Source organism: Shewanella sp. KCT (genome assembly GCF_007636505.1).
Lineage (GTDB): Bacteria > Pseudomonadota > Gammaproteobacteria > Enterobacterales > Shewanellaceae > Shewanella > Shewanella halotolerans.
In genome coordinates this window covers 135,626-160,304 of the sequence record NZ_LVDJ01000011.1, presented here as the reverse complement: position 1 = coordinate 160,304, position 24,679 = coordinate 135,626, and the positions used below count along the sequence as shown (strand labels likewise).

General features: G+C 52.9%; 19 protein-coding genes. 9 read left to right on the top strand and 10 right to left on the bottom strand.

All coding sequences use genetic code 11. The features are described 5' to 3' along the window. The 5 genes from tnpA to AYI87_RS16045 form a co-directional block, all read right to left on the bottom strand. A partial coding sequence (tnpA, locus tag AYI87_RS16065; RefSeq protein WP_144203735.1) for an IS200/IS605 family transposase occupies positions 1–278 on the bottom strand: 278 nt, incomplete at its 3' end. A gap of 168 nt (positions 279–446) precedes the next feature. After that, the gene (locus AYI87_RS16060; RefSeq protein ID WP_144203734.1) at positions 447–1,721 is read right to left on the bottom strand and encodes a glutamate-5-semialdehyde dehydrogenase; all 1,275 of its coding nucleotides are present in this window, start codon (positions 1,719–1,721) and stop codon (positions 447–449) included. Positions 1,722–1,770: 49 nt separating this feature from the next. After that, positions 1,771–2,889 (bottom strand): glutamate 5-kinase, encoded by a 1,119-nt coding sequence (gene proB / locus AYI87_RS16055; RefSeq protein WP_041406688.1) that lies wholly within the window; start codon positions 2,887–2,889, stop codon positions 1,771–1,773. Between the two features lie 275 nt (positions 2,890–3,164). Next, positions 3,165–4,454, bottom strand: a complete 1,290-nt coding sequence (locus AYI87_RS16050; protein WP_144203733.1) for an NCS2 family permease — start codon at positions 4,452–4,454, stop codon at positions 3,165–3,167. An 885-nt stretch (positions 4,455–5,339) separates the two neighbouring features. Beyond that, on the bottom strand, positions 5,340–6,872 hold the full coding sequence (locus AYI87_RS16045; protein ID WP_144203732.1) for a M17 family metallopeptidase: 1,533 nt from the start codon (positions 6,870–6,872) through the stop codon (positions 5,340–5,342). 422 nt (positions 6,873–7,294) lie between these two features. On the opposite strand from AYI87_RS16045, the gene AYI87_RS16040 reads away from it, so the two are divergent. Together AYI87_RS16040 and AYI87_RS16035 are read left to right on the top strand one after the other, a co-directional pair. After that, positions 7,295–8,755: an aminoacyl-histidine dipeptidase gene (locus AYI87_RS16040; protein WP_144203731.1), complete on the top strand. Its 1,461-nt coding sequence runs from the start codon at positions 7,295–7,297 to the stop codon at positions 8,753–8,755. Between the two features lie 567 nt (positions 8,756–9,322). Next, the gene (locus tag AYI87_RS16035) at positions 9,323–9,586 is read left to right on the top strand and encodes a GIY-YIG nuclease family protein (RefSeq protein ID WP_144203730.1); all 264 of its coding nucleotides are present in this window, start codon (positions 9,323–9,325) and stop codon (positions 9,584–9,586) included. 316 nt (positions 9,587–9,902) lie between these two features. Here the strand turns inward: AYI87_RS16035 and AYI87_RS16030 are convergent, their stop codons facing one another. The 5 genes from AYI87_RS16030 to AYI87_RS16010 all read right to left on the bottom strand — a co-directional run bounded on the left by AYI87_RS16030 (position 9,903) and on the right by AYI87_RS16010 (position 16,588). Beyond that, positions 9,903–10,814, bottom strand: a complete 912-nt coding sequence (locus tag AYI87_RS16030) for a hypothetical protein (RefSeq protein WP_144203729.1) — start codon at positions 10,812–10,814, stop codon at positions 9,903–9,905. Between the two features lie 350 nt (positions 10,815–11,164). After that, positions 11,165–13,321: a hypothetical protein gene (locus tag AYI87_RS16025; protein WP_144203728.1), complete on the bottom strand. Its 2,157-nt coding sequence runs from the start codon at positions 13,319–13,321 to the stop codon at positions 11,165–11,167. 532 nt (positions 13,322–13,853) lie between these two features. After that, entirely contained in the window at positions 13,854–14,180 is a 327-nt protein-coding gene (locus AYI87_RS16020) for a hypothetical protein (RefSeq protein ID WP_144203727.1), read from the bottom strand. Positions 14,181–14,269: 89 nt separating this feature from the next. Continuing rightward, entirely contained in the window at positions 14,270–14,923 is a 654-nt protein-coding gene (locus tag AYI87_RS16015; RefSeq protein ID WP_144203726.1) for a DJ-1/PfpI family protein, read from the bottom strand. A 768-nt stretch (positions 14,924–15,691) separates the two neighbouring features. Then, positions 15,692–16,588 carry a LysR family transcriptional regulator gene (locus AYI87_RS16010; protein WP_144203725.1) on the bottom strand — a complete coding sequence of 299 codons (897 nt, stop codon included), beginning with the start codon at positions 16,586–16,588 and terminating at the stop codon, positions 15,692–15,694. 187 nt (positions 16,589–16,775) lie between these two features. Here AYI87_RS16010 and AYI87_RS16005 point away from each other — a divergent pair, with 187 nt between their 5' ends. Genes AYI87_RS16005 through AYI87_RS15975 form a run of 7 tightly spaced genes read left to right on the top strand, consistent with a single transcriptional unit; the run spans position 16,776 to position 24,643 of the window. Beyond that, entirely contained in the window at positions 16,776–17,960 is a 1,185-nt protein-coding gene (locus AYI87_RS16005) for an acetyl-CoA C-acyltransferase (RefSeq protein ID WP_144203724.1), read from the top strand. A 20-nt stretch (positions 17,961–17,980) separates the two neighbouring features. Next, entirely contained in the window at positions 17,981–18,655 is a 675-nt protein-coding gene (locus AYI87_RS16000) for a histidine phosphatase family protein (protein WP_144203723.1), read from the top strand. 11 nt (positions 18,656–18,666) lie between these two features. Beyond that, the gene (locus tag AYI87_RS15995) at positions 18,667–19,917 is read left to right on the top strand and encodes an acyl-CoA dehydrogenase family protein (RefSeq protein WP_144203722.1); all 1,251 of its coding nucleotides are present in this window, start codon (positions 18,667–18,669) and stop codon (positions 19,915–19,917) included. Next, positions 19,914–20,951 (top strand): phosphotransferase family protein, encoded by a 1,038-nt coding sequence (locus AYI87_RS15990; protein ID WP_186300654.1) that lies wholly within the window; start codon positions 19,914–19,916, stop codon positions 20,949–20,951. The genes AYI87_RS15995 and AYI87_RS15990 overlap by 4 nt, the downstream gene beginning before the upstream one ends. A gap of 4 nt (positions 20,952–20,955) precedes the next feature. Further along, positions 20,956–21,723, top strand: coding sequence for an SDR family oxidoreductase (locus tag AYI87_RS15985; RefSeq protein WP_144203720.1), 768 nt, complete (start codon positions 20,956–20,958; stop codon positions 21,721–21,723). A 14-nt stretch (positions 21,724–21,737) separates the two neighbouring features. After that, positions 21,738–22,484 carry an SDR family NAD(P)-dependent oxidoreductase gene (locus AYI87_RS15980; protein ID WP_144203719.1) on the top strand — a complete coding sequence of 249 codons (747 nt, stop codon included), beginning with the start codon at positions 21,738–21,740 and terminating at the stop codon, positions 22,482–22,484. Positions 22,485–22,516: 32 nt separating this feature from the next. Beyond that, positions 22,517–24,643: a 3-hydroxyacyl-CoA dehydrogenase NAD-binding domain-containing protein gene (locus AYI87_RS15975; RefSeq protein WP_144203718.1), complete on the top strand. Its 2,127-nt coding sequence runs from the start codon at positions 22,517–22,519 to the stop codon at positions 24,641–24,643. Positions 24,644–24,679 lie beyond the last annotated feature (36 nt).

Here is a 24,679-nt window from a genome sequence, read left to right as displayed (position 1 = left end):
AATTTATTAAATAACCTTATCGCCGTACGACCTTTCAAAGTCCCCATTAGCTCTGAAACACTCAAGCTTGGAGGAGTTCTTACCACAAGATGTACGTGATCTACTTGAACATTCAATTCCACAACAGAACATTTCTTCATGCTACAAAACACATAAATACTTCGATAAAGCTCCTTGCCAACATTTCCTCTCAAAATCTTATATCTATACTTCGGGGTCCACACAATGTGATACTGGCAACGATAGAAAACGTAAGAAGCGGATTCATATCTGCTCATGCTATTTACTCCTTTTATTTGCTGGTAACAAACAACTGTGAGTATCTAGCATGAGCACTCTACGGGCATAGCCCAGAAGGAACGATCACCACCTCCATAGGAGGTGGTTTCAGATTGCCAACGAAAAGGAGCCTAAGGCTCCTTTAAATTCACAGGCTGTTAGCCCGATTAACCGCGGGCGGTGTAGTCGCCGACGCCAATCCACTTATAGGTGGTAAGCGCCTCGAGCCCCATAGGGCCTCTGGCATGCAGCTTCTGAGTCGATACCGCCACCTCGGCGCCCAGGCCAAACTGGCCACCATCGGTAAAGCGGGTACTGGCGTTGACATACACGGCCGCCGCATCCACCTCGTTGATGAAATGAGCCGTGGCATGAATGTTATCGCTCAATATCCCCTCGGAGTGGCCACTGGAGAAGCGGCGAATATGGGCGATCGCCATATCCATATCATCCACCACCCTGACACCCAGGTTCAGCGACAGCCACTCTGTGCCAAAGGTCTCATTACTCGCCTGATGAGTGACAGTGCCGGCATCCTTGCCTATGGCCTGGGCCTGTTCACAGGCATAGAAACTCACGCCGAGTACACTTAAGTGGGCATAGAGCTTAGGCAAGAAGACCTTGGCGATAGACTGGTGAACCAGCACAGTATCCAGGGCGTTACACACGGTCGGGCGCTGCACCTTGGCATTGGCGATCACCTCTATGGCTTTTAGCTGATCCACCTCGCTATCCACATAGAGATGGCAGATACCGATGCCGCCCAAGATCACCGGAATGGTCGCCTGCTCGGCGCACAGGCGCTGCAGGTTCTGACCACCTCGGGGCACTATCATGTCCACATATTTATCGAGCTTGAGTAAACCAGAGACCAGGGCACGGTCTGGATCTTGGATCAGCTGCACCGCATCGCTCGGCAGCCCCTGCTCGCTAATGGCTTCCCTGATCGCTTCGCTTAATGCCAGGTTAGAGGCCAGGGTCTCCTTGCCACCTCGCAGGATCACCGCATTGCCCGTCTTCAGTGCCAGCACGGCGATATCCACGGTCACATTGGGGCGCGCCTCATAGATAACCCCAAGCACGCCAAGCGGTACCCGGCGGCGGGATAAACGCAGCCCGTTATCCAGCAGCTGACTCTCCAGCTCGCTACCGATAGGATCGGCCAACGCCACCACGTTTTCGATGTCGGCAATCACGCCAGATAGTCTCGCCTCGTCCAGCAGCAGTCTGTCTATCATGGCGTCATTCAGGCCATTTTCTCGCGCCTTGGCCACATCCTGCTGATTAGCTTTGATTATCTGCTCGCGCTTGTCGGTAAGCTTAGCGGCGATCACCCTAAGCAAGTCACGCTTCTGCGAAGCCGTGAGGATCGCCATGGCATAGCTGGCCGCCTTGGCCTGCTCACCGAGTGTGTTTAAGTACTGCTGTTTATCGTTCATCATTTCTGTTCCACTCATCTTTAATCTGCACAGATTGACTCTGCCGAAAACCTTACAGGACCACCATGTCGTTGCGATGCACTATGGCATCGCCGTAGTCGTAGCCCAGCAGCGACTCAATTTCATCCGAATGTTTACCGGCGATCTTCTGCAGATCTTTGGCGCTGTAACGGCTCATGCCCCTGGCATGCTCCCGCCCCTGCTCATCCACCAGCTGCAGGGTGGCGCCGCGGTCGAACACACCGCTCACCGACACTATCCCCTTCGAGAGCAGGCTGCGCCCCTTCAGGGTCACGGCATTAATGGCGCCGCTGTCCAGCACCAGCCGGCCCTTGGTCGCCGGGCCCGCCAGGATCCACTGTTTGCGGCTCTCCAGCGGATTTTCCAGCGCGGTAAAATGGGTGCCCACCGGCAGCTGACATACGGCATCTAAGATCACCTTAGGATGATGACCCGAGGCGATCACCACCTCGACTCCGGCGCGGCGGGCAATATCCGCCGCCTGCAGCTTAGTCGCCATGCCGCCTGTGCCCAGGCCGGAAACCGCGCCGCCCGCCAGGCTGCGCAGGCTGTCGTCGATATTGACCACCTGCTTGATAAGCTTGGCATCAGGATTAGCCCTTGGGTCGGCATCGAACAGGCCCTTCTGATCCGTCAAAAGGATCAGCAAGTCTGCATCACACAGCAGCGCCGCCCTGGCCGACAGGTTATCGTTGTCGCCCACCTTGATCTCGTTGGTGGCCACCGCATCGTTCTCGTTGATGATAGGAATGATGCCGTTGGCCAGCAGGGCGTTGAGTGAGTCTCTGGCGTTGAGATAACGCTCCCTGTCGTGCAGATCGGCACGGGTCAGCAGCAGCTGGCCCACATGCAGCCCGTAGATGCTAAACAGCTGTGACCAGGCGAGGATCAGTTGACTCTGGCCGACGGCCGCCAGCAGCTGCTTGTTGGCGACCGTATCCGGCAGTGTGGGGTAACCTAAGTGCTCGCGTCCGGCCGCGATGGCGCCCGAGGTGCACAGCACCACTTCGACACCCGACTTCATCAGCTTAGCCATTTGTCTGGCCAGCTCAACCATATGCGCCTTATCCAGCTGGCGCGATCCGGAGGTGAGCACGCTAGTGCCCAACTTTACCACCACACGGCGGTAGCCTATCTCACTTAAGTTCATTGACATTTAGACAGAAAAAAACCGAACCCCAAGTTATACCCAATCCCCAGGGCAAATGGTAGCGGGTAAGATAAAAGATTAGAGCCAGTCTACTTTCCTTCAATAAAAGCCCATAAAAAAGGCCATACATTGTATGACCTTTAATCTAAGCTGGCTGGCACTCAACTTAAGCTAAATTCGGCTCAGGTTAAATTCAACTTAGGCCAAAAGCTAACTCCCGGCTTCGCCTAGCCATAGATGAACTTAACCATAGATGAACTTAACCATAGATGAACTTAGCCATAAACAAACTTAGCCAGGAACAGCGCCGCCAGCACCAAGACGCCCAAAGAGAGATCCTTGTAGCGACCGCTGAAGAGCTTGATGCCTGCATAGGCGACAAAGCCCATGGCGATGCCGGTCGCGATAGAAAAGGTTAGCGGCATCAGGATACAAACCACGACCACAGGCGCCGCCTCGGTGAGATCTTCCCAGTCCACATGCACCAGGCCAGACATCATCAGGATGGCGACATAGAAGAGTGTGCCCGCAGTCGCGTAAGCTGGCACCATGCCTGCCAGCGGCGAGATAAACAGCGACAACAGGAACATGATCCCCACCACCACGGCGGTGAGTCCGGTGCGGCCACCTGCGCTCACCCCGGCCGTACTCTCGATATAGCTAGTAGTCGTCGAGGTGCCTAACATGGCGCCGGCGATAGTGGCGCTGCTGTCGGCGGTCAGGGCGCGGCCGAGACGCGGCAGTCTGCCCCTGTCGTCGAGGAAGCCGCCGCGCTGGGCCACGGCCACCAGGGTGCCAGAGGTGTCAAACAGGTCCACAAACAGGAAGGCGAACACCACAGAGAGCATGCTGATCTCAAGCACATTGGAGAGATCCATCTTCATGAAGGTGGGCGCAATCGACGGCGGCGTCGAGATCATGCCGCTATATTGCACATCCCCAAGCAGCAGGCCCAGCGCGGTGATCCCCAGGATGCTGATGATCACCGCCGACTGATAACCTCTGTGCACCAGGGCGATAATGATGAAGAAGCCCAGCACAGACATCACCGCAGGCAAGGCAGTCACATCGCCCATGGTGACCAGAGTCGCGGGGCTAGCCACCACTATGCCGGCACTCTTTAGGCCAATCAGCGCCAGAAACAGGCCGATACCGGCGGCGATCCCCAGACGCAGCGACATAGGAATGCTATTGACGATCCACTCGCGGATCTTCACCAAAGACAATATCAGGAAGCAGATCCCCGAGAGGAATACCGCGCCCAGCGCCGTCTCCCAGCTGTAGCCCATCTCGCCAACGACGGTATAGGTAAAGAAGGCGTTGAGCCCCATGCCCGGTGCCAGGGCGATTGGATAGTTTGCCACTATGCCCATCACCAGACAGCCCACGGCCGCGACCAGACAGGTGGCGACGAACACGGCGCCATGGTCCATGCCCGCATCGGCCAGCATCATGGGATTGACGAAGATGATATAGGCCATGGTTAAAAAGGTGGTCAATCCGGCCACCACCTCTTGTTTTAACGTTGTTTGGTGCTCGGTTAACTTAAATACTTTTTCTAACATGGAACGAGGTTCCTTGATTTAATTATGGTTTATTTAGGTAGGGTAAAAGTTGAAACCAAGTTAACGACTTGATAACAAGCGACGATTATATACGCAATAATTGCGCAAACGCGAGCCAGATTAGAGCCATGACTCGAGACGATTGCATAAAGGTGATCTACGCCAGATTTATCGCCGGGGATACGAGACAGAGATGGCAAATTTCAGGCAAAAAAAAGCCTGCTCAAAGAGCAGGCGAGACATGTTTCAAGTGTTCCGAAAGGAAAGAGTTACCGCGCTAGCGGGTTACACTGGCCTACCGCTCAATGAGCAATAGACAACTTGAGTCTAAAAATCCCCAAATGGGGTAAGGTTGATGGATGATGCAACTACTTTAATCAAGTGAACTAGGTTCAAATGATCTCAGGGGTAGTTAGCCCTTAAAAGTCATAGCGTACAGACCACCGCGAAGGGCATCGGTACAAAACCAAGTATTCTGCCAATAAACGTGCTGAATTCCTGTATAAGACATAGTCATTAACTCCTAACAAAGTTGAAAAAATAATCTCTAGTGAAACTTGGCAGGCCTTTCATTTCCGGGGCCATGCCGCAGTCAACTTGTCGCTCGGTTCCTTGGAGAGTTATCCATCCTGGATAGACTTTGAGGTGGAAGACACTGTGTCTAACCAACGAGAGCCATTATATTTAAATGTAGTTTTATTACAAGCTTTTTTTCTGTTTTTTTTAAAAAACCCTTCAAAATGTAATTTTACTACATCAAAAGCCCATTGCGAGGCGGGGCAAGATCACGCTTTTTCACCCTATTGTGATCCGGCAACAAAAAGGGGCAAGCCTATGCTTGCCCCGGTCAAATTTTGCGCCCAGCTAGGCTAGGGTCTGCTTGGTTCAGCCACGGATCAGCTGACACAAACTAACAAGTGGCGCCGCGGTAGGCGTGCCATATAGGGGATCACCCTCGGTCGCACTACCTGCAATATCCACATGGGTGTAGGCCAGCGGCTTGTCGCTCGTCAGGCCATGGGCCTCCAGCCCTGAGGCTTTCAACAGGAAGGCCGCGGGATACTGATGGCCTCTGGCCGTCACGGAGGAAGGCGCGTTGTTGGACGACAACACATCCGCCGCGCCAGAAGGATCGACAATCTTCTGATAATCGTCACGGCGCAGGCGCGATACCTCTATCGGCTCACCCCAGGCCTCACTGATCGCCTGCAGGCTGTCACCCACCTGCTGCTGACGCGCCACGGCATTTTCCACCACGGCAGTATAGCCGCCGTAGGCGCGCACCACATGGCCGGTCAGGGTCGCTACCGAGAAGAGCTGAGGCGCCACGGCGTCCTGGGCCTTGAGTCTGAGGTGTGACAGCAGATCCGCCAGCACCAAACGCCCCTCGGCGTCTGTGTTACCGATACGCACCCGCACACCGGCGTGGCTGGTGATGATCTCGTCGGTCACGAAGGCCTCGCTGCCAATGCTGTTACGCACCAGGCCAAGCTCGGCCACCACACGAACGCCTTTTGGTTTCAGCAGGGACAGGGTCTTCATCAGGCCGGCAACTGCGGCCGCGCCGCCCTTGTCACGGCTCATCCCCGCCATGGCGCCGCCAACCTTAAGGTCGGCCCCGCCCGTGTCATACACCACGCCCTTACCGGCAAAGAAGTAACTGCGCTCGATAGGCCCCTCGGCCTTATATTCTAACTTGACCACTCTAGGCTGATGCCTTGATACGGCAAAAGAGGCGCGTCCCACGGCGCTTAGCAGCGGATAGTCACGCTCCAGCACGTCTCTGTCTTCCACCACAGACATGGTCAACCCCAGCCCCTCAAGTGCATCGACACAGTACTGGGCAAAAGCTGGCGCCGACATACGCTCCGGCTCTGTGCCGCAAAGGTCCCGCGCCAGGTGTTTACCCGCCTCGATGGCGCTAAGCAGCTCAGCGGCCTTATCATCCACCAGCAGGCCGATCTTAGAGATGTTATCCATCTCACCCAGTGCCTCGCGGCGCTCCAGCGACTGCCATAACGCCTGGGCACAACCCAGCGCGGCAACCCCCATGGACTGCGCATATCTCGCCTGAGTCGATGGCGTGACGATCAGTAGCGGGCGTCTGGCGCCGGCATCGAAGGCCACTTTTATGCCTTGGCGAGCGGCGTCGCTATAGCCGCGCACATCCTGAATATCGCTGTCGCCTTCTGCCACCGGCGCCACAATCAGGCGACCACCGGCCAGCCCGGGGGCAAACAACAGCGTGGTCGAGCGCCCTACCCTGGCATCCACTTGAGCACCATGGCTGGCCAGCATGGCCAGCTCCTCCTGGGCAATGACGTCTAGGCCATGGGTTACCAGCACCACGGCATCCCACTGGTTATCGTCAAAAATGGCTTCTGAATCTGTTACATCTATAAATTGAACCCCGGTCATGCCTCATCCTTTTCATCTAGCGGTTTTCGGTCTTAGCCGAATCAACTGGCACCTATATAAGCCATACAAGCGCCCTGAGCTTTGACAGATCTTTGCCTGCCTATCGTGAATATCAACCTCTCACTAAAGACAATATTAACCCCTGCCATCTCTGTAAGGCCGCTTACCCAAGGTTTGAGGGTTGGGTTAAGGCCATGTCCAGCAAGGTTAAATCGCCGTGAGTGTTGGCATTATTCTCCTATCTGGCGCCAATGCCAAATGAAAATAATGATGTCGCCCCCTAAGGCGGCTTTTGGCGGGTGGCAACTTAGTATGACACTTGATGCATTCCCGCCCGCTTTCATGGCCCCGCACCACTAGAGTCTATGATAGACTATCGCCAAATTAGACCTCAAAGACCTTTATTACAGAGGAGTTTGTCCGTGAGCACATTAAGTCAATTGCAACCTCAGGCACTTTGGCAGTGGTTTGAACAGATCTGCGCCATTCCCCACCCTTCCAAGCATGAGCAGGCGCTAAGCCAATACATCCAAAACTGGGCCAAAGACAAACAACTCAGCGTTGTCGAAGACAAGGTCGGTAACCTGATCATCAAGAAGCCGGCAACCCCTGGCATGGAAAACCGCAAGGTCGTGGCCCTGCAGGCGCATATCGACATGGTGCCGCAGAAAAACGCCGACAAGGTACATGATTTCGAGAAAGATCCTATCGAAGCCTATGTAGACGGCGAGTGGGTTAAGGCCAAGGGTACCACCCTGGGCTCAGACAACGGTATCGGCATGGCCTCAGCACTGGCGATCCTCGGCAGTGACGACATCCCACACGGCCCGCTGGAAGTGCTGCTGACCATAGATGAAGAAGCAGGCATGACAGGTGCATTCGGCCTGGAAGCCGGTTACCTGGACGCCGAGATCCTGATCAACACAGACTCAGAGCAGGAAGGCGAGATCTACATGGGCTGCGCCGGCGGCGTCGATGCCCAGATCACTGTGCCTATGGTATGGCAGGCGGCCGAGCCGAGTCTGTCGACCTACACCCTAACACTCTCAGGACTTAAGGGCGGTCACTCAGGGGTGAACATTCACCTGGGCCGCGGCAACGCCAACAAGCTGTTGGCCCGCTTCCTGTTTAACCACGCCGACGAACTGGCACTGGAACTGACCAACTTCAGCGGCGGCTCATTGCGCAACGCCATCCCTCGTGAGGCCAGCGTCAGCTTCATGCTGCCGAGCGAAAACCTGCCACGCCTGGAAACCCTGATCCAGGAATATACGGATCTGGTCCGTCAGGAACTGGCCATCGCCGACCCTGACATGCTGCTGACCCTCAGCGAGATCCCGGCCGCCACCCAGGTGATGAGCGAAGCCACCCAGCAGACACTGATCGACCTGCTAAACGCTTGCCCTAACGGCGTGATGCGCATGAGCGATGAGAGCCAAGGCGTGACCGAGACCTCGCTCAACGTTGGTGTGATCACCACAGAAGCCGAATCGGTAAGCATCCTCTGCCTTATCCGCTCGCTGATCGACTCGGGCCGCGAAGAAGTCGAAGGCTACCTCACCGCCCTGAGCAACCTGGCCGGTGCCGAAGTAGAATTCAGCGGCGCCTACCCTGGCTGGAAGCCAGACAGCAGCTCTCCTGTGATGGCGATTGTGAAAGACACCTATGAGTCTATCTACAACAAGGAACCCGTCATCATGGTGATCCACGCGGGTCTGGAGTGTGGTCTGTTCAAGAAGCCTTACCCAGAGATGGATATGGTTTCCATTGGCCCCACCATCCGCTTCCCACACAGCCCAGATGAGATGGTACTTATCGAGACCGTCGAGCAATACTGGAAGCTACTCCTCGCCGTGCTGGAACGTATTCCAGAGAAAGCGTAATAGATAGAAGAACTAGGTTATCGATGAGAAAAGGCGTCTAACAAGACGCCTTTTTTGTTGCCGAAATTTAGGGGGTTACCTTTGTAATGGTAGAATTTAATGCCGTAGCGTAATAGAGCACGCCTTGATTTGAGCCTCTGCCAGACTCTGGTATTTGAAAGGTTATGGAATGTCACCACTTCATGGTGTATCAATTGCCTGCAGCATGCCTTTCGTGCAAACACATTTGTGACACGTTGCAAGCACACCCTTGTGAGCTCCACGAGATCATCTGACCTCCAAGGATGGAGGAAATGCCAAAAAATGTCAGGAACATTTTTGGCCATGCCTCGGAAGGTCACAAATGTGTTTACACCGAGTTATCAGTCTCTTCGAATTGGCCTTTACTTGTATCATCCGAAAATCAACAGCTAAATCATTTTTGGATAGAAGCGTGTTAGAGTTAATAATCAAAATGCTCCAGCTCACATTACTATAAGTAAGGCTAATTTAAGAGCGACTCTCTTGAAAAAAGCAGCGTTTGTTTTGGAGTAACGTGAATCTTGTTAATGAAAAGGTGAGATAGCAATGGCAAAGCAACAGCTACATGATAAACGAAGACCAGGGTTTATTTATTTTATCCGAAGCGAAGGCATGGGCAGAGAGAATGAATTTAAAATTGGTCTGTCTGTCGATCCAATACAGCGTTTCAATGAACTTTTTAATACTTCTACTCCTTATCCGATGTATGTTCATCGCGCTGTTCAAGTTCAAGACATGGCTGAAATGGAGCATACCTTCTATACGCTTTATCGGAGCCACAGAATACATCCCGCTAGAGAATGGTTTTAGGTGGTGACAGATAGTCAGCTGTATGCTTTAGGTTACGGCTCTTACAGTAACATTAGTGATGATATGTATACCGAATTTCTCAATATCCACATTGATAGCCTCATAGATGGCTGCCGTGACATTGACCTATATTGCCAAGAAATTGATGTAGGTTACCTCAGTGAAAAGCATCTTGATTCTAAATCATTTTCTCGCTAAAAATATGGCTGTTATGGGGATATTTCCGTGCTAGTGATTCTACTAAATTAGTGATCTATCGATTATCTTGGGTATTAAAAACGTCTAATCTGACATCCAGATTTGCTCGTCCACTACACTATGAATTTAGTTCTGATTCTTCTACCGCCTTTTCAAGCTGCTTGATAAACAAACTATGTGCCTCTTCCAATGTTTGCTCTTTCTTTTCCTTTCCTCGTTTTCTCATTAACCCCTCTTGCTGTTCAGACTTTTTATACACATATGCAGAGTTGGTGTTGATAAACCTACTGTTAATAACTTTAAATTGGCTCCGGTAATTAATAGAAAACTTACAATAAACTTCTACATCACTAATCAAAAACAAAGCATCCTGAATCAACCTGATCGCCACATAAAGAAAGGTGTTGTCCAATTTGTCATTTGAACTACGAGTAGCAAACCTTATTTCAACATTTTTTCTGTCAATATAGGAACCTACACTACAAAGTAATTCAAAATAATTTTTGTCAAAATCTTCATCGAAAGGTTCATCAATTGTTTTAGGTTGATTTTTCAACAAATCATTTGGGAGTTGGTCAAGCAAAGCCAACATGTCAATCAGCTTAGGATCAATTTCATAATCCCCCTCGGATGCACGAGGATAAAACTTACTATGTGCGTATCTCAAATCAATATTTTTATCTACTCGCTCCGAAAGATACTTTGTAAATTCTTCAATATGCTTATAGTAATTTGAAAAAACATTCTGAGCATTGGTTACTCGTATTTGCTCTTTCGTTTGTTCGGAACGATGGTTGGCAGCCAATAGTGCAATAACTGGTATGATTAAAGCTGAAATACCGAGAGGAAATTTAAAAATTGAAATAAACGAATTAAAACCATTATATGACAAGTCTAACTCTAGGTTTGAATTACAAATAATAAAACTTATGCTTACACATGATAACAACAAAAAAGTAGAAACGGCAAACCACACTATTGGTAAACTCAAAAAGCTTTTATTTGGGTTAAACATCTCTGACTTGATCATTTTCACCAATCCATGTAAATGAATAAAAACTAATGCAAAACATCATGTTGAATCGCCACTACTTCACTAGACACTTTGTAGCATTACTGAAATTTGGTCAACAGGACAGTACCAAGCAGAGCTAGTTCAGTCATGCGAAACAAGGAAAGGGGCAAAGATGTGCCAGCAGTTTTAACCTCGGCACGCCCCTAGACAGAACCGTTTTTGGGCAACCTACAGATCTAGTCATATCTAGGTAGCGAAACTGACAGATTGCATTTAAACCAATTCAACTCATTTGAGCGAGAGGGGTAATGTTTGGCCTCTCCTTCAACCCTCCCCCCCTTGGGCTTACCACAATGATTACTTTTTTAGCTCTCTAAATTTTTAAGTTGGATAACGATATTTTCCGGTCTACCAATCTGTGAGTAGTTCATTGTTTCGACAAAACCAATTCCTTGTATTGTGTCATTCACCTCTTCAATAGACTTGTTTGCTTTCTCTGAAATTAGTTTGACCAAAACATTAAGCCATTCTACTTTGTTCAGGTTGATCGCGTAGTTAGATTTTATATGAATATCTTGATAGGATTCTTCATCAATCCATTCATATTTATCTCTTAACTCAGAGAGGATATCAGTACAAAAAGACATCTTGAAAAAGTCACTGATGAACTTACGCCATGTTAAACTTTCCACACCAAGCTTTTCTATTGCCTTGAGGTATCCAGTTAGTCGATAAGCTATTCGACCAACGAAGGTAGCTGACTTAATAGCATCAACAGGTAGCACACTTCCTAGAACAGTCAATGCTCCATTTTCTATGAATCCGTTAGCAACTGAAGCATGGGAGCCACCTATAGCCGATGTAAGGCACGCGCTCAATATAATAATTGGAGGTACTACGGTAGTTAGCTCCCAAGTATTGATCTGATCATTACCAATTTGAAGCCAACCATGTGAGTCGCTTCCGCCGTGATTACCATGACAATCAAAAATGAGAATTTTTGTGTCCACCTCTTCCAGAGCGTTCAAGAACTGTGTCTTGTCACTGACATCTATGATTTCTAGCTCAATCTCATTATCTTTTTCTATGTAATGCCGAAGCGAAGCCTCAAGAGTTGGCTTTATAGGATCATGTTCTCTGAACGAACGTATGACTGTGATTTTCTTCAAGTCTTGTTGTTCGAGGTTGAAAGTTGAAAAATTCATTGATGTCTTAAGTAATTGGCTACCCATTGTTGTATGCATCTTGGAAATTTCATGGGTAAACATCAGTGGTATTCTATCTATACTGACCCATTCTAGAGGAACATCAGTGCACAAAGTTATCGACTCGTTTTCTTTGATAACATCTATCAGTTGCTCCCCTATTTCCTCTTGAATAGAACCTACTAACTCTCGATACTTTCGATTAAAATTAATTCGTGCCCTTTGGGCTGTGGATTTAGATAGAGATTCAATATCATTTATCAACCCATGATGGAAGTTGATTGCGTTTGGCAATCGAACAACCGGGCACACATTCGCAATAGCTAAACTACACATTGCAAGGGTTGTATAAGCCAATTCAAACTGTCTAATGCCAACCATTGAACCAACAATTTTGTTACTCATGAATTTTTGGAAGTCGGCTTCATTCTCAAATGGAATATGAGTTCCGGAGTATGACGGGTTCTTGAAAATTCCATTCATGATAAATTCTCTTTCACGTTTTTCTTTCAACTGCCTGCCAATTTGATTCCAAAAGTTACTTTTGAATTTATATAGGTGAGCGAAGATGCTCGGAGAATATACTATTAAATCAGACTTACTATCGCCTTTATGCTCTTTAACTTGCTCCTTAAAATCTCTATAGCTGTTTACCATTGCATCAATGAATATCTGTTTGTCAGCCCCACCAACTAAACGGTCTTCATCCTGAAATTTATACCCTAAGCTTAACAAGACGGATTCATTGGGTCTTGTAACTGCGTGTGTTCGTGATGTTAAATTCAAAGTTGTTTCAACTTTGTCTCTCGGCTCTCGGTTTGCAACGTATTCCTTAAATTCGCTCGGTAAAACTTCGCTCTTCAGGACTTCTTGCATCCTTTCGAGTAATAGATCATCAAGCAAGTAAACATTAAAATTATCCAGTTTTACATCAACAGCCTCGTCTATACCGACAATTGTAGGGGGGTAATCAAAGTCCAACTCCAAACTTCTAACAAGATCTACCTCATCATTTAGGCAAGTGATGAACACAAAGGGATGGTGTTTGAACATATTAATCCTCTTAGGCAATACTTCAGCATCTAGGAGCATCACCGACGGCACACCAACGTCACTTCGGAACTTTATCAACTCCTCTCTACTCATATAAACTTCCATGACATTCATCGGTAAACTGGAGATCTTTGCCAAAGTTGCATGGTATTCATCAGAAAAAATGTTCGTTGTAAATCCTTGAAATGGGGATACTGGGTTGCTATCGGGTTTTGGCATAACAAAAATGTGAATTATATCGCTATAGCCTAGGTTAATAATCATAAACAAGCCCAATCAATTGACAGTGATATTGGATCATTAAAGCATAAAAAAACAAAGGTTTAATTGACTTTGATCGCAGGTGTGAATCGCCACAGATATCGTAGACACTTTGTATCATTACTGAAATTTGGTTAACAGAACAGTACCAAGCAAAGCTAGTTCAGTCATGCGAAACAAGCTTTGGGGCAATAATAACCCAGCCTTTAGGTTCGCTACTCGCACCAAATACCGCCAAATCAAAGAGACGTTAGATATCCAGTGTAAACACGTTTTTGGCCCTCGGCGGCATGGCCAAAAATGTTCCCTACATTTATTGGCATTCCCAACATCCATGTAGGTCAGATGCCATCGTCGAGCCTCCACGGACGACTCTCTTTGAAATAAAGAGTCGGCGTGTAGCAGATGTATCTGCACAAAAGCGAGCCGCAGGCTATTAATTACAGCGAAGGTACGACCTTCAATCGCCTCTCCAGCATCCATGCAGGTCTGAAGACGTACAGCATGTCACCAAATGCTAATCAAACAGGACGCCCTAATGACTCCCCTGTTTTTTCCATTTACGAATGACGTATCCATGTTTATCACGCCAACCTTCTATTTCGGGAGTTGAAAGAAGGTACGCATGAAAAGTAATGATTCCGAGTGTTTTACGAATTCTCTCGGCCCAAACAACACCCGCAATAGCGCCGATACCAGCTGTGCCGTAACAGATATTTAAGGCCGTTTCGAAGTCAAAAAGATAAAATCCAAATACACTCAACATACAAAAAATTGCGGTTGCAGAAAGTACGATTTGAAAGTACAGCCATGCAAAGATTAACCAAGCAGTTAGCTCTAGATAGCCTTCCAGTGGTTTCATGATCAATTGCTTCAGAAAATTCATATAACTCCATTTACTTACTTCTGAACCTTACGCTTACCAGCTAACGCCTAAGCGCACCTTACTCCCTAAACCACCAAAGACTCGGCATCATTCTCACACGCTGAGCGATGCTCATAGGCGGCTTCGGCCGATTGGATAGTCTCAGAAATAAGCGTTTCGAATATCTCCATTTGCCCAGCGGGGATCAACTGATTCTGGATCTGTTTGCGTTTCACTGAATCGAACAAACGCTCGGCTAACCAGCCCACTAGATAGAGGAGAGAAAGACAGCCACCAGCGGTTGCTATGTTCCCCTCTATCACCAGGGGTAGATCCTGAACATCACCGCCCATGCCTTGTAGAACCGCCTTAGCATCTGGGTTTGTCGTTAGCTTCTTTCCCTTCAGTAACCCCAGCTCATGAAGCACAAAGGAGCCCGCACATATAGAGCCAATCAACTGCCTGCTCGGGTCGAGCTTTAAGGCAGACATAAAATTCTCATCTTGCAACGCCGCGGGAATACCGCGGTAACCACTGGTGATGAGAACGACATCTTGATCCTTTATCTCAGACACATGACCATGAGTCTTCACTGTCATCCCTAGCTGTGAATGATGTTCGGGTTTAGTGCCGAGTATCCTGACCGTCCAGCTATCAGAGGTTCTTCCCAGCAAGTCATTCATCAGAAAGAAATCTACATCGGTAAAGTCATCAAACAACACGATGCCAACTTTATACATAATCCCTGTACCCTTAACCACTTAGCCATGAAACGAGTCACGCCTTACTGTGAAGTTAGCTATATCTATGTAGCCGCAAGCTAGCGTGAACATCAAAGAGGCGACACCCAGCCGCCTAAAAACCAATTTATTCAATAGCGGCAATTGGTTATCAGAGTTATATCTCACAAGCAACTAAGAAAGCACTCAAAAAATCCGAGCCTCCCCCAGTTCAAACCCAGATATCGAAAAATTCAGCCTTACGACTTATTCAATCAAGAGCCCCCGCCGGGCCGACGTTAGGTTGCCATGAAGTGAGAATCTCGAAAAATTTTGCCAAGAACTATTTGGATAAAAGCGACAATAGATTTGCCATATAGGTAGCATCACATGGCATTTTAATGCCGATTTGCACTATCCCTGCGGTGACACGTATCAAGCACCTCCCTGTGTGCTCTACCTCGGCGTCCCTGCCTCGGAAGGTCACCGCCCTGATAGTGCAAATCGCCAAATGAGCCCGTTCTTGCCCCGCAGAAATACAAAGAAAATCAAATCGAAGAAACGAATTAACTTAGTGCAGATACGCCAGTGAGCTTCCGAAACATGGATGTTTCGGCAGAGCCTAAAGGGATTTATTCACGGCGTCTCACAGGCGTATCTGCACATCCCTCGCCGGGCAGGCGTTAGATAAAAATGAAGGTGTGACCTTCGCGAATCCTACCAACATACATAACGGTCAACGCTCCCCCCTGTATCACCACCAAAAATGGCAGGCGAACATTCGCCAAACTACCCCTGCCCCTGCATCAAGGCAGTAATAAACTCCCGCAACCAGCGGTTGGCGTTATCCTGATCGGCGCTGCGATGCCAGTAGAGATGCCACTCTATCGGCTCCACCTCGAAGGGCAGCTTAAGCACCTTAAGGTCGGTATTTTTCGCCAGGCTCTCGGGGACCGTGGTCGCCAGGTTCGTCTCGGCCACCAGCTTGGGCGCGGCCTGATGATGCTTGGTGCGCACCTGGATGTTGCGATGCTTGCCGAGGCGGTTAAGCGCCGCATCGACATAACCTACCCCCTGACGGCGGCTGGAGACATGAACATGGGAGAGGGCCAAATACTGATCCAACGTCAGGGAGTCGCCAACCTCAGGATGCTCCTTCCTCACCAGGCACACATAGGGCACAGTAACCAGTGGATGATGGTAAAGGTCGGGATGGGTGACTATGGGGGCGTCGATGGCCAGGTCCAGCCTGCCGGAGACAAACTCCTTAAGCATCTCCTCCCGCGATACCGGATAGCTGGAGATAGACAGCCTGGGTGCATGCACCTGCAAGGCGGCAAGCAGGGATGGCAACATGGTCTCCTCGGTCACATCGAACATGCCCAGCTGAAAGTGATGCTCTGCGAGCAGAGGGTCGAAGCTGTCCCCAAGCTGCATGCTGCTGCTCAGCAGCTTCAGGGCTTCACGCACCTGGCCTATCATATTTTCTGCCACGGGCGTGGGCATCATGGCCTTGGGGGTGCGGATAAACAGGGGGTCGTTGAGGCTGGTTCGCAGGCGGCTCAGGGCATTGCTAACTGCGGGTTGAGTGATACAGAGGCGCTCGGCTGCCCGGGTTAGGTTGCGTTCGGTGTAGATGGCGTCGAACACCACAAACAGATTCAAATCAACATTTTGCAGGCGCATAGGCGCTCCCGTTGGCAGCTGGATATATACATCACATGAATAGCAAGGTATCAAAATAATAAAGTACGTAAATATTAGTACAGCCACTATACTTTTTTCAACGCAAAGATCGCCAACGAACGGTCTAAACCATTATTGAAGATGCGAGGATTGAGCATCAATCCGCTACTAGTTTAGGGAGTCCAAGATGAGAGAAGCCGTAATTGTATCCACCGCCCGCACCGGGATGGCAAAGTCATTTCGCGGATCGTTAAACAACACCAAGTCCCCTACCATGCTGGGCCACTGCATCAAGCACGCCGTCCAGCGCGCCGGGGTCGAGGGCGGCGAGATAGATGATGCCATCATGGGCACGGTGCTCACCGCAGGCACCGCCGGGATGAACATCGCCCGCAACGCCGTGCTTGCCGCCGGCCTACCCAATACCGTCTCGGCCCAGACCATAGACCGTCAATGCTCATCGGGCTTGATGGCCATCGGCATGGCCGCGAAACAGATCATCGTCGATCAACAGCAGATAGTGGTTGCCGGCGGCCAGGAAAACATCACCGCCGTACAGAATGAATATATGAAGTGGGCCGCCGATAACGCAGACCCCAAGGTGATGCAATTCGAGCCCCACGCCTACATGCCAATGCTGAAGACCGCCGAGCATGTCGCCAAGGTCTATGGCGTCAGCCGCGAGGCTCAGGACATTTATGCCTTGATGTCGCAGCAGCGTACCGCGGCCGCCCAGGAAGCCGGCTACTTCGACGACGAAATCGTGCCCTTCACCACCACCATGGCGATTCAGGACCGTGAGACCAAGGCGATCTCCTACCAGGAGGTGACCCTGGACCGCGACGAGTGTAATCGCCCATCGACCACCATGGAGAGCCTGCAAAATCTGGCGCCTGTGATCGAAGGTGGCTTCATTACTGCGGGTAACGCCAGCCAGCTCAGCGACGGCGCATCCGCCTGTGTGGTAATGGAGCGTAAACTGGCCGAGCAGCGTGGTCTGGCGCCACTTGGCATCTACCGCGGCATTGCGGTGGCTGGCTGCGCGCCGGAAGAGATGGGCATAGGCCCCATCTACGCCATCCCTAAGCTACTGAAACAGCACGGCCTGACCATAGATGATATCGGGCTGTGGGAGATCAACGAGGCCTTCGCGGTGCAGGCGCTCTATTGCCGCGACCATTTGGGTATCGATCCCGCCCGCTACAACGTCAACGGCGGCGGTATCTCTATCGGCCATCCCTACGGCATGACAGGCTCGCGTCTGGTGGGCCATTCGCTCATCGAAGGCAAGCGCCGCGGCGTCAAATATGTGGTCGTCGGCATGTGTATCGGCGGCGGCATGGGTGCGGCCGGCCTGTTTGAAGTCGCCTAACAGGACTCGGAACAAGACTGATGGCAGCGCTCTATCTTATCCGCCACGGTCAGGCCTCCTTTGGCAGCGCCAACTATGATCAGCTCTCAAACCTGGGCACCCAGCAGTGCCTCTGGTTGGGTGAGTACCTCAAAGAGCGCAGCGTCCGCTTCGAGCGCATCATCTGCGGCGATATGGCGCGCCATCGCCAGTCGGCCGAGGCGATCTGCCAAGGGCTTGGGCACGGCCTTGAATTTGAATGCCACCCTGGCTTCAATGAGTTTGACTTTATGACGCTACTGAAAGGCTTCGGCGAGGCAAACCCGCAGCACGCCATCAAAGATTGGCGCAATCCCCGCGAGGTGTATTCCTGTCTCAGGCTCGCCATGTTGGCCTGGTCGGAGAACGCCCTGCCCGCCGAGGTGCCGCTGGAAAGCTGGCAGGCCTTTCAGCAGCGGGTGGCCGACGGGCTGGATTTTGCCCGCAGTCAGTCTAAGGGCAACACACTGGTTGCCACCTCGGGCGGCGCCATCAGCGTTGCCCTGAGCCAAATCATGGGCTTTGGTGCCCAGACGGTTATCAACTTAAATTTACAGAGCAAGAACTCGGGGATCACCCACTGTTATTTCTCTGAAACTACCACCTATGTTACTGGCATCAATGCCACCCCCCATCTGGATCGCCCAGACAGATGGGATTCGGTCAGCTACAGCTAAAGGAATCTACCATGAACTTCGAATTCTCACCCAAAGTACAAGCGCTGCGCGAACGTCTGCTGGCCTTCATGGATGAACACATCTACCCCAACGAATCCTTGTGGGAGCAACAGGTCGAAGAAGGCGATCGCTGGGAGTCACCGGCCATCCTTACCGAGCTGAAGGCCAAGGCCAAAGACGCCGGCCTATGGAACCTCTTCCTACCCCAAGTCTATGGTGAATTCAGTCCAGGCCTGACTAACCTTGAATATGCGCCCCTGGCCGAGATCATGGGCCGAGTCTACTGGGCCTCAGAGGTGTTTAACTGCAGCGCGCCAGACACGGGTAACATGGAGGTGCTGGCCCGCTACGGTAATAAGGAACAACAGGAACGCTGGTTGCAGCCCCTGCTAAATGGCGAGATCCGCTCGGCCTTCTCCATGACAGAACCCGATGTCGCCTCCTCCGATGCCACCAACGTCGAGACCTCCATCGTCCGCGACGGCGACGAGTATGTGATCAACGGCCGCAAGTGGTATATCTCAGGCGCCTGTAACAATCACACCCAGATCCATATCGTGATGGGCAAGACAGATCCCGATAACAGCAACAAATACCTGCAGCAGTCTATGATACTGGTGCCGGCCAACAACCCAGGGGTCAAGGTCGTACGCCCCATGAAAGTGTTTGGCTATGACGATGCCCCCGAGGGCCATGCAGAGGTGATTTACGACAATGTCCGCGTGCCGGTAAGCAACATGCTGCTGGGTGAAGGACGCGGCTTCGAAATCGCCCAAGGCCGCCTCGGCCCAGGCCGCATCCACCACTGCATGCGTACCGTGGGCTTGGCCCAGCGCGCGCTGGAGCAGATGTGTGAACGGGCCGAGACCCGCATCGCCTTCGGCAAGCCACTGAGCAAGCAACAGTCTGTACGTGAAACCATCGCCAAGTCGGCCTGCGAGATCGAGCAAGCTCGCCTGCTGACCCTCAAGGCGGCGGCAAAGATGGATCAGGGCGGCAACAAGGCCGCCAAAGACCTGATCGCCATGATCAAGATTGTCGCCCCCAACATGGGCTGCGCCGTTATCGACCGCGCCATTCAGATCCACGGCGGCGGTGGTCTGAGTCAGGACTTCTTCCTGGCAAAGGCCTACACGATAACCCGTTCCATCCGTCTGGCCGACGGCCCGGACCAGGTGCATATGATGCAGCTGGGTCGTAACCTGGCCCGCGACATTCATGCCGCTAACCTCGGCAGCCAAAATCAGAGAGCCGTATCATGAGCCGCGCCGTAGAGAGTCTGGATCTCGACACACTCCAGCCCTATCTTGAGGCCCATGTAGCCGGCTTTAAGGGGCCAATGCAGATCGAGAAGTTTGCCGGTGGCCAGTCTAACCCCACCTTCAAGCTGACGACGGCGTCTGGCACCTATGTGCTGCGCCGCCAGCCACCGGGCAAGCTGCTCAAATCCGCCCATGCGGTGGATCGCGAGTACCGGGTGCTCAAGGCGCTGGCCGACACAGATGTGCCGGTGGCCAAGGTGTATCACCTCTGTGAAGACACCAGCGTCATAGGCTCAATGTTCTACCTGATGGAGTACTGCGAGGGGCGCATCTATTGGGACGCCGCCCTACCCGAGGTGAGCCGCGAGGAGCGTGGCCAGCTATACGATGAGATGAACCGGGTATTAGCGGCGCTGCACAGCGTCGATATCCACAAGGTGGGCCTTAGCGATTACGGCCGGCCCGGCAACTACTTCCAGCGCCAGTTCGACCGCTGGAGCAGCCAATACCGCGCCTCGCAGACCGGTCATATCGAGGCGATGGAAGCCTTGATGACCTGGCTGGGCAGTAACATTCCACAAGATGATGGCCGGGTATCACTGGTCCACGGCGACTACCGACTGGACAACCTGATGTTCCACCCAACTAAGCCAAAAGCCGTCGCCCTGCTGGACTGGGAGCTCTCGACCCTGGGCCACCCCTTTGCCGATCTTGGCTATCTCTGCATGCAGATGCGCATGCCCGCCATAGGCACAGTGTCAGGCCTTCGCGGCAAAGATCTGGGCGAGCTTGGGATCCCAGATGAGCAGGCCTATGTGGCCAGCTACTGCCAACGCACCGGCATAGACAAGATAGACAACTTCGGTTTCTACATCGCCTTTAGTTTCTTCCGCCTGGCGGCCATCATCCAGGGCGTCGCCAAGCGCGCCATCGATGGCAATGCCTCCAACAAGAACGCCGCCGAGCTGGGCCAGCATGTAGGGCCACTGGCGGAAATGGCGCTGGAAGCCATCGCCGATCAGATAAAGGAGTAACGCCATGGATAATAAATCACTGTTTGACCTAAGCGGGCGTATCGCCCTGGTAACCGGTGCCAGTCGCGGCATAGGCGCCGCCATCGCCGAGCTGTTGGCCGCCTATGGCGCCCATGTGATTGTCGCCAGCCGCAAGACCGAAGGTTGCCAGGCGGTGGCCGAGCAGATCATAGACAATGGCGGCAGCGCCGAGGCGATGGCCTGTCATGTGGGGGATCTCGAGGCCATCCAGGCCACCTTCGAGCAGATCCAGGCCAAACACGGCAGGCTGGATATCCTGGTCAACAACGCCGCCACCAACCCCTACTTCGGCCATATCCTCGATACGGATCTCAATGCCTTCAACAAGACCATGGAGGTGAACCTGAGGGGCTACTTCTTTATGTCGGTCACCGCGGGTCGCATGATGCGCGAGCAGGGCCACGGGGTGATCCTCAACACCGCCTCGGTCAATGCGCTGCAGCCCGGCGAGATGCAGGGGATCTACTCCATCAGCAAGGCGGCCGTGGTCAGCATGACCAAGGCCTTTGCCAAGGAGTGCGCGCCGCTTGGGATCCGCTGCAACGCCCTGCTGCCTGGTTTCACCAAGACCCAGTTTGCCGGCGCCCTGTTCAGTAACGACAAGATCTATCAGCAGCTGATCGCCAGGATCCCCATGGGCCGCCACGCCGTGCCCAGCGAGATGGCTGGCGCCGTGCTCTACCTGGTCAGCGATGCCAGCAGCTACACCACGGGGGAAACCCTGGTGGTGGATGGCGGCCTGACGCTCTAACAGAGGAAGAATCAATGCAGTCGAATTTTGAAGGTAAGGTGGTGCTGATCACAGGCGCCGCCAGCGGTTTTGGCAAGCTGCTGGCCCAGCGTTTGGCCCCTCAGGGCGCCAAGCTGGTGCTGGGCGATATTAATGAAACGGCGCTCGACGCCCTGTGCAGCGAACTGGGTGAGTGCGCGGTCGGTCTGCGCTGTGATGTGAGCATAGAGGCCGATCAGCAAGCCCTGGCTCAGCTGGCCGAAAAGAGTTTTGGCCGCCTGGATATCGCCATCAACAATGCCGGTATCTCTGCGCCCATGAAGAGCCTGCTGGACACCACTGAGGCCGACATGGACCTTAGCTTCGCCATCAATACCAAGGGGGTGTTCTTCGGCATGAAGGCGCAGATCCCCCTGATGCAGCAACATAAGTGCGGAGCGATTCTAAATGTCGCCTCTATGGCCGGCATTAACGGCGCCCCCAAGCTGACCCCCTACGTGGCCGCCAAGCATGCCGTGGTGGGCATCACCCGCACCGCGGCGCTGGAGTTTGCCGCCAAAGGCATTCGGGTCAACGCTATCTGCCCCTTCTTCACCCCGACGCCTATGGTAACCGAGGGGGTCGATCCCGCACTTATCGAGCAGCTGACCCGCGCCGTGCCCATGCGCCGCCTGGCCGAGCCAAACGAAGTGGTCAGCGCCATGCTGCACATGGTCAACCCGGACAACGGCTTTATGACAGGCCAGGCCATTGCCATCGATGGTGGCGTCTCTGCCATCTGATCCTCATTCACAACAATAACAAGGGTATCCCTATGACGAACGCCACCCTGTATCAAATTCATGGACGCACCGCCGTCATCGTACTCAACCAGCCGCCGGTCAACAGCCTGGGGCTGGCGCTGCGCACCCACCTGCTGGCCGATCTCAAGAGAGCCGAAGCCGATGAGTCGGTCGACGCCATAGTGCTCGCCTCCTCGGGTAAGCTGTTTTGCGGCGGCGCCGACATCAGCGAGTTTTCTTCCGACGACGCCCTCGCCGAGCCCAACCTGCCCCAGGTATGCGATGCCCTGGAGAACTCTCCCAAGCTGGTTGTCGCCGCCATTAACGGCCTGGCCCTTGGCGGCGGCTGTGAGCTGGCGCTGGCCTGCGACTACCGCATCGCCCTGCCTGCGGCCAAGCTGGGACTGCCCGAAGTTAACTTAGGCATTCTGCCCGGCGCCGGCGGCACCCAGCGTCTGCCACGCATCGGCGGCGTTCAACTGGCCCTTGAGATGATCACCAGTGGTCGTCCCCTCGCAGCGGCGGCTATGCTGGATGCTGGGGTGATCGATAATTTGTATCAAGAAGGTGGCGACTTCATCCAGGCCGCGGTCGACTTTGCCCAAGACCTGGTCGCGCAGCACAAGCCTAAGCGCAGCTGCTTCGAGATGAGTGTCGACACCAGCAATATCAGCAGCGAGATCTTTAACGAGTTTCGCGCCGCCATTGCTAAGCGCAGCCGCGGCTACTACGCCCCCGAGCGCTGCATTCAGGCGGTGGAAGCGGCTTGTGAACTGCCGCTTTCTGAGGGCCTTAAGCGTGAGCATCAGCTCTTCATGGAGTGCCTGAATACGCCCCAGGCCCGCGCCCAGCAACACCTGTTCTTCGCCGAGCGTGGCGTTGCCAAGATCCCTGGCATAGACCCTAAAACCACGGCGACCCGCGAGATCCGCAAGGTGGCGGTGATAGGCTCTGGCACCATGGGCGGCGGCATCGCCATGAACTTCATCAACGTGGGGATCCCCACACAGATCCTGGATCTCAACGGCGAGGCCCTTGAGCGTGGCCTTGGGGTGATCCGCAAGAATTACGAATACACCCTGAAGAAGGGCAAACTGAGTCAGGCCCAGCTCGATGAGCGTATGGCGCTGCTCAGCGGCACCACAGATTATGCCGACATCGCCGATGTCGACCTGGTGATCGAAGCCGTGTTCGAGAAGATGGAGATCAAGAAGCAGGTATTTAAGACCCTGGATGCCACCTGTAAACCGGGCGCCATACTGGCCACCAACACCTCCACCCTGGACGTCGACGAGATAGCGGCGATGACCTCTCGCCCTCAGGACGTGCTCGGCCTGCACTTCTTCAGCCCGGCGAACGTGATGAGGCTGCTGGAGATAGTGCGCGCCAACAAGACGGCGCCGGATGCCCTGCTCACCACTGTGCAGCTGGCACAGCGGATCAAGAAAGTCCCTGTGGTCTCAGGCGTCTGTTGGGGCTTTATCGGTAACCGGGCGACCGACTCTTACCTGCGAGAGTCCATGTCGCTGATCCTTGAAGGGGCGAGTCCGGCGCAGATAGACAAGGTACACACAGAGTTCGGCATGCCTATGGGGCTGCCCTCAATGGTCGATCTCGCCGGTATCGACGTGGGTATCCTGACCCGGGAAGATCGCAAGGCGTTCACCACAGATCTGGATCCCAGCCACTTCGCCATACTGCACAAGCTCTACGCCAAGCAGCGCTATGGCCAGAAGACGGGTCGCGGCCTCTATATCTATGAGGGACGCGACAAGCAGGAGGACCCGGAGGTGTTGGAACTGGCCGCAGAGGCCGCCAAGGAGTTCGGCGTGACCCGCCGCTCGCCTGAGCAGATAAGCGACCAGGAGATCCTCGAGCGTACCATCTACCCCATCATCAACGAAGGGGCGCGGATCCTGGAGGAAGGCATCGCCCTGCGGGCCAGCGATATCGATATCGTGCTGGCTTACGGCTTCGGCTTCCCCATCTTCCGTGGCGGCCCCATGCAGTATGCCGACGAGATAGGCCTGGAGACGGTGCTGACGGCGCTGAACAAGTACCGCGACACCCTGGATAAGGGAGAGCTGTGGTTTAAGCCTGCGTCCCTGCTGGAGCAGCTGGTGAGAGAAGGCAAGACCTTCGCCCAATACCAGGCTTAGCAGGCGGTTAATCGGTGAATGGCCGTGTAGCTAACT

Bases quoted from the DNA above. Each gene is read 5' to 3' on its own strand.
- AYI87_RS16005 (WP_144203724.1), top strand. From the start codon at position 16,776: ATGAGAGAAGCCGTAATTGTATCCACCGCCCGCACCGGGATGGCAAAG.
- AYI87_RS16030 (WP_144203729.1), bottom strand. From the start codon at position 10,814: ATGATCAAGTCAGAGATGTTTAACCCAAATAAAAGCTTTTTGAGTTTA.
- AYI87_RS15995 (WP_144203722.1), top strand. From the start codon at position 18,667: ATGAACTTCGAATTCTCACCCAAAGTACAAGCGCTGCGCGAACGTCTG.
- AYI87_RS15985 (WP_144203720.1), top strand. From the start codon at position 20,956: ATGGATAATAAATCACTGTTTGACCTAAGCGGGCGTATCGCCCTGGTA.
- AYI87_RS16015 (WP_144203726.1), bottom strand. From the start codon at position 14,923: ATGTATAAAGTTGGCATCGTGTTGTTTGATGACTTTACCGATGTAGAT.
- AYI87_RS16045 (WP_144203732.1), bottom strand. From the start codon at position 6,872: ATGACCGGGGTTCAATTTATAGATGTAACAGATTCAGAAGCCATTTTT.
- AYI87_RS16035 (WP_144203730.1), top strand. From the start codon at position 9,323: ATGGCAAAGCAACAGCTACATGATAAACGAAGACCAGGGTTTATTTAT.
- AYI87_RS16000 (WP_144203723.1), top strand. From the start codon at position 17,981: ATGGCAGCGCTCTATCTTATCCGCCACGGTCAGGCCTCCTTTGGCAGC.
- AYI87_RS16050 (WP_144203733.1), bottom strand. From the start codon at position 4,454: ATGTTAGAAAAAGTATTTAAGTTAACCGAGCACCAAACAACGTTAAAA.
- AYI87_RS15980 (WP_144203719.1), top strand. From the start codon at position 21,738: ATGCAGTCGAATTTTGAAGGTAAGGTGGTGCTGATCACAGGCGCCGCC.
- AYI87_RS16010 (WP_144203725.1), bottom strand. From the start codon at position 16,588: ATGCGCCTGCAAAATGTTGATTTGAATCTGTTTGTGGTGTTCGACGCC.
- AYI87_RS15975 (WP_144203718.1), top strand. From the start codon at position 22,517: ATGACGAACGCCACCCTGTATCAAATTCATGGACGCACCGCCGTCATC.
- AYI87_RS16025 (WP_144203728.1), bottom strand. From the start codon at position 13,321: ATGATTATTAACCTAGGCTATAGCGATATAATTCACATTTTTGTTATG.
- AYI87_RS15990 (WP_186300654.1), top strand. From the start codon at position 19,914: ATGAGCCGCGCCGTAGAGAGTCTGGATCTCGACACACTCCAGCCCTAT.
- proB (WP_041406688.1), bottom strand. From the start codon at position 2,889: ATGAACTTAAGTGAGATAGGCTACCGCCGTGTGGTGGTAAAGTTGGGC.
- AYI87_RS16020 (WP_144203727.1), bottom strand. From the start codon at position 14,180: ATGAAACCACTGGAAGGCTATCTAGAGCTAACTGCTTGGTTAATCTTT.
- AYI87_RS16060 (WP_144203734.1), bottom strand. From the start codon at position 1,721: ATGATGAACGATAAACAGCAGTACTTAAACACACTCGGTGAGCAGGCC.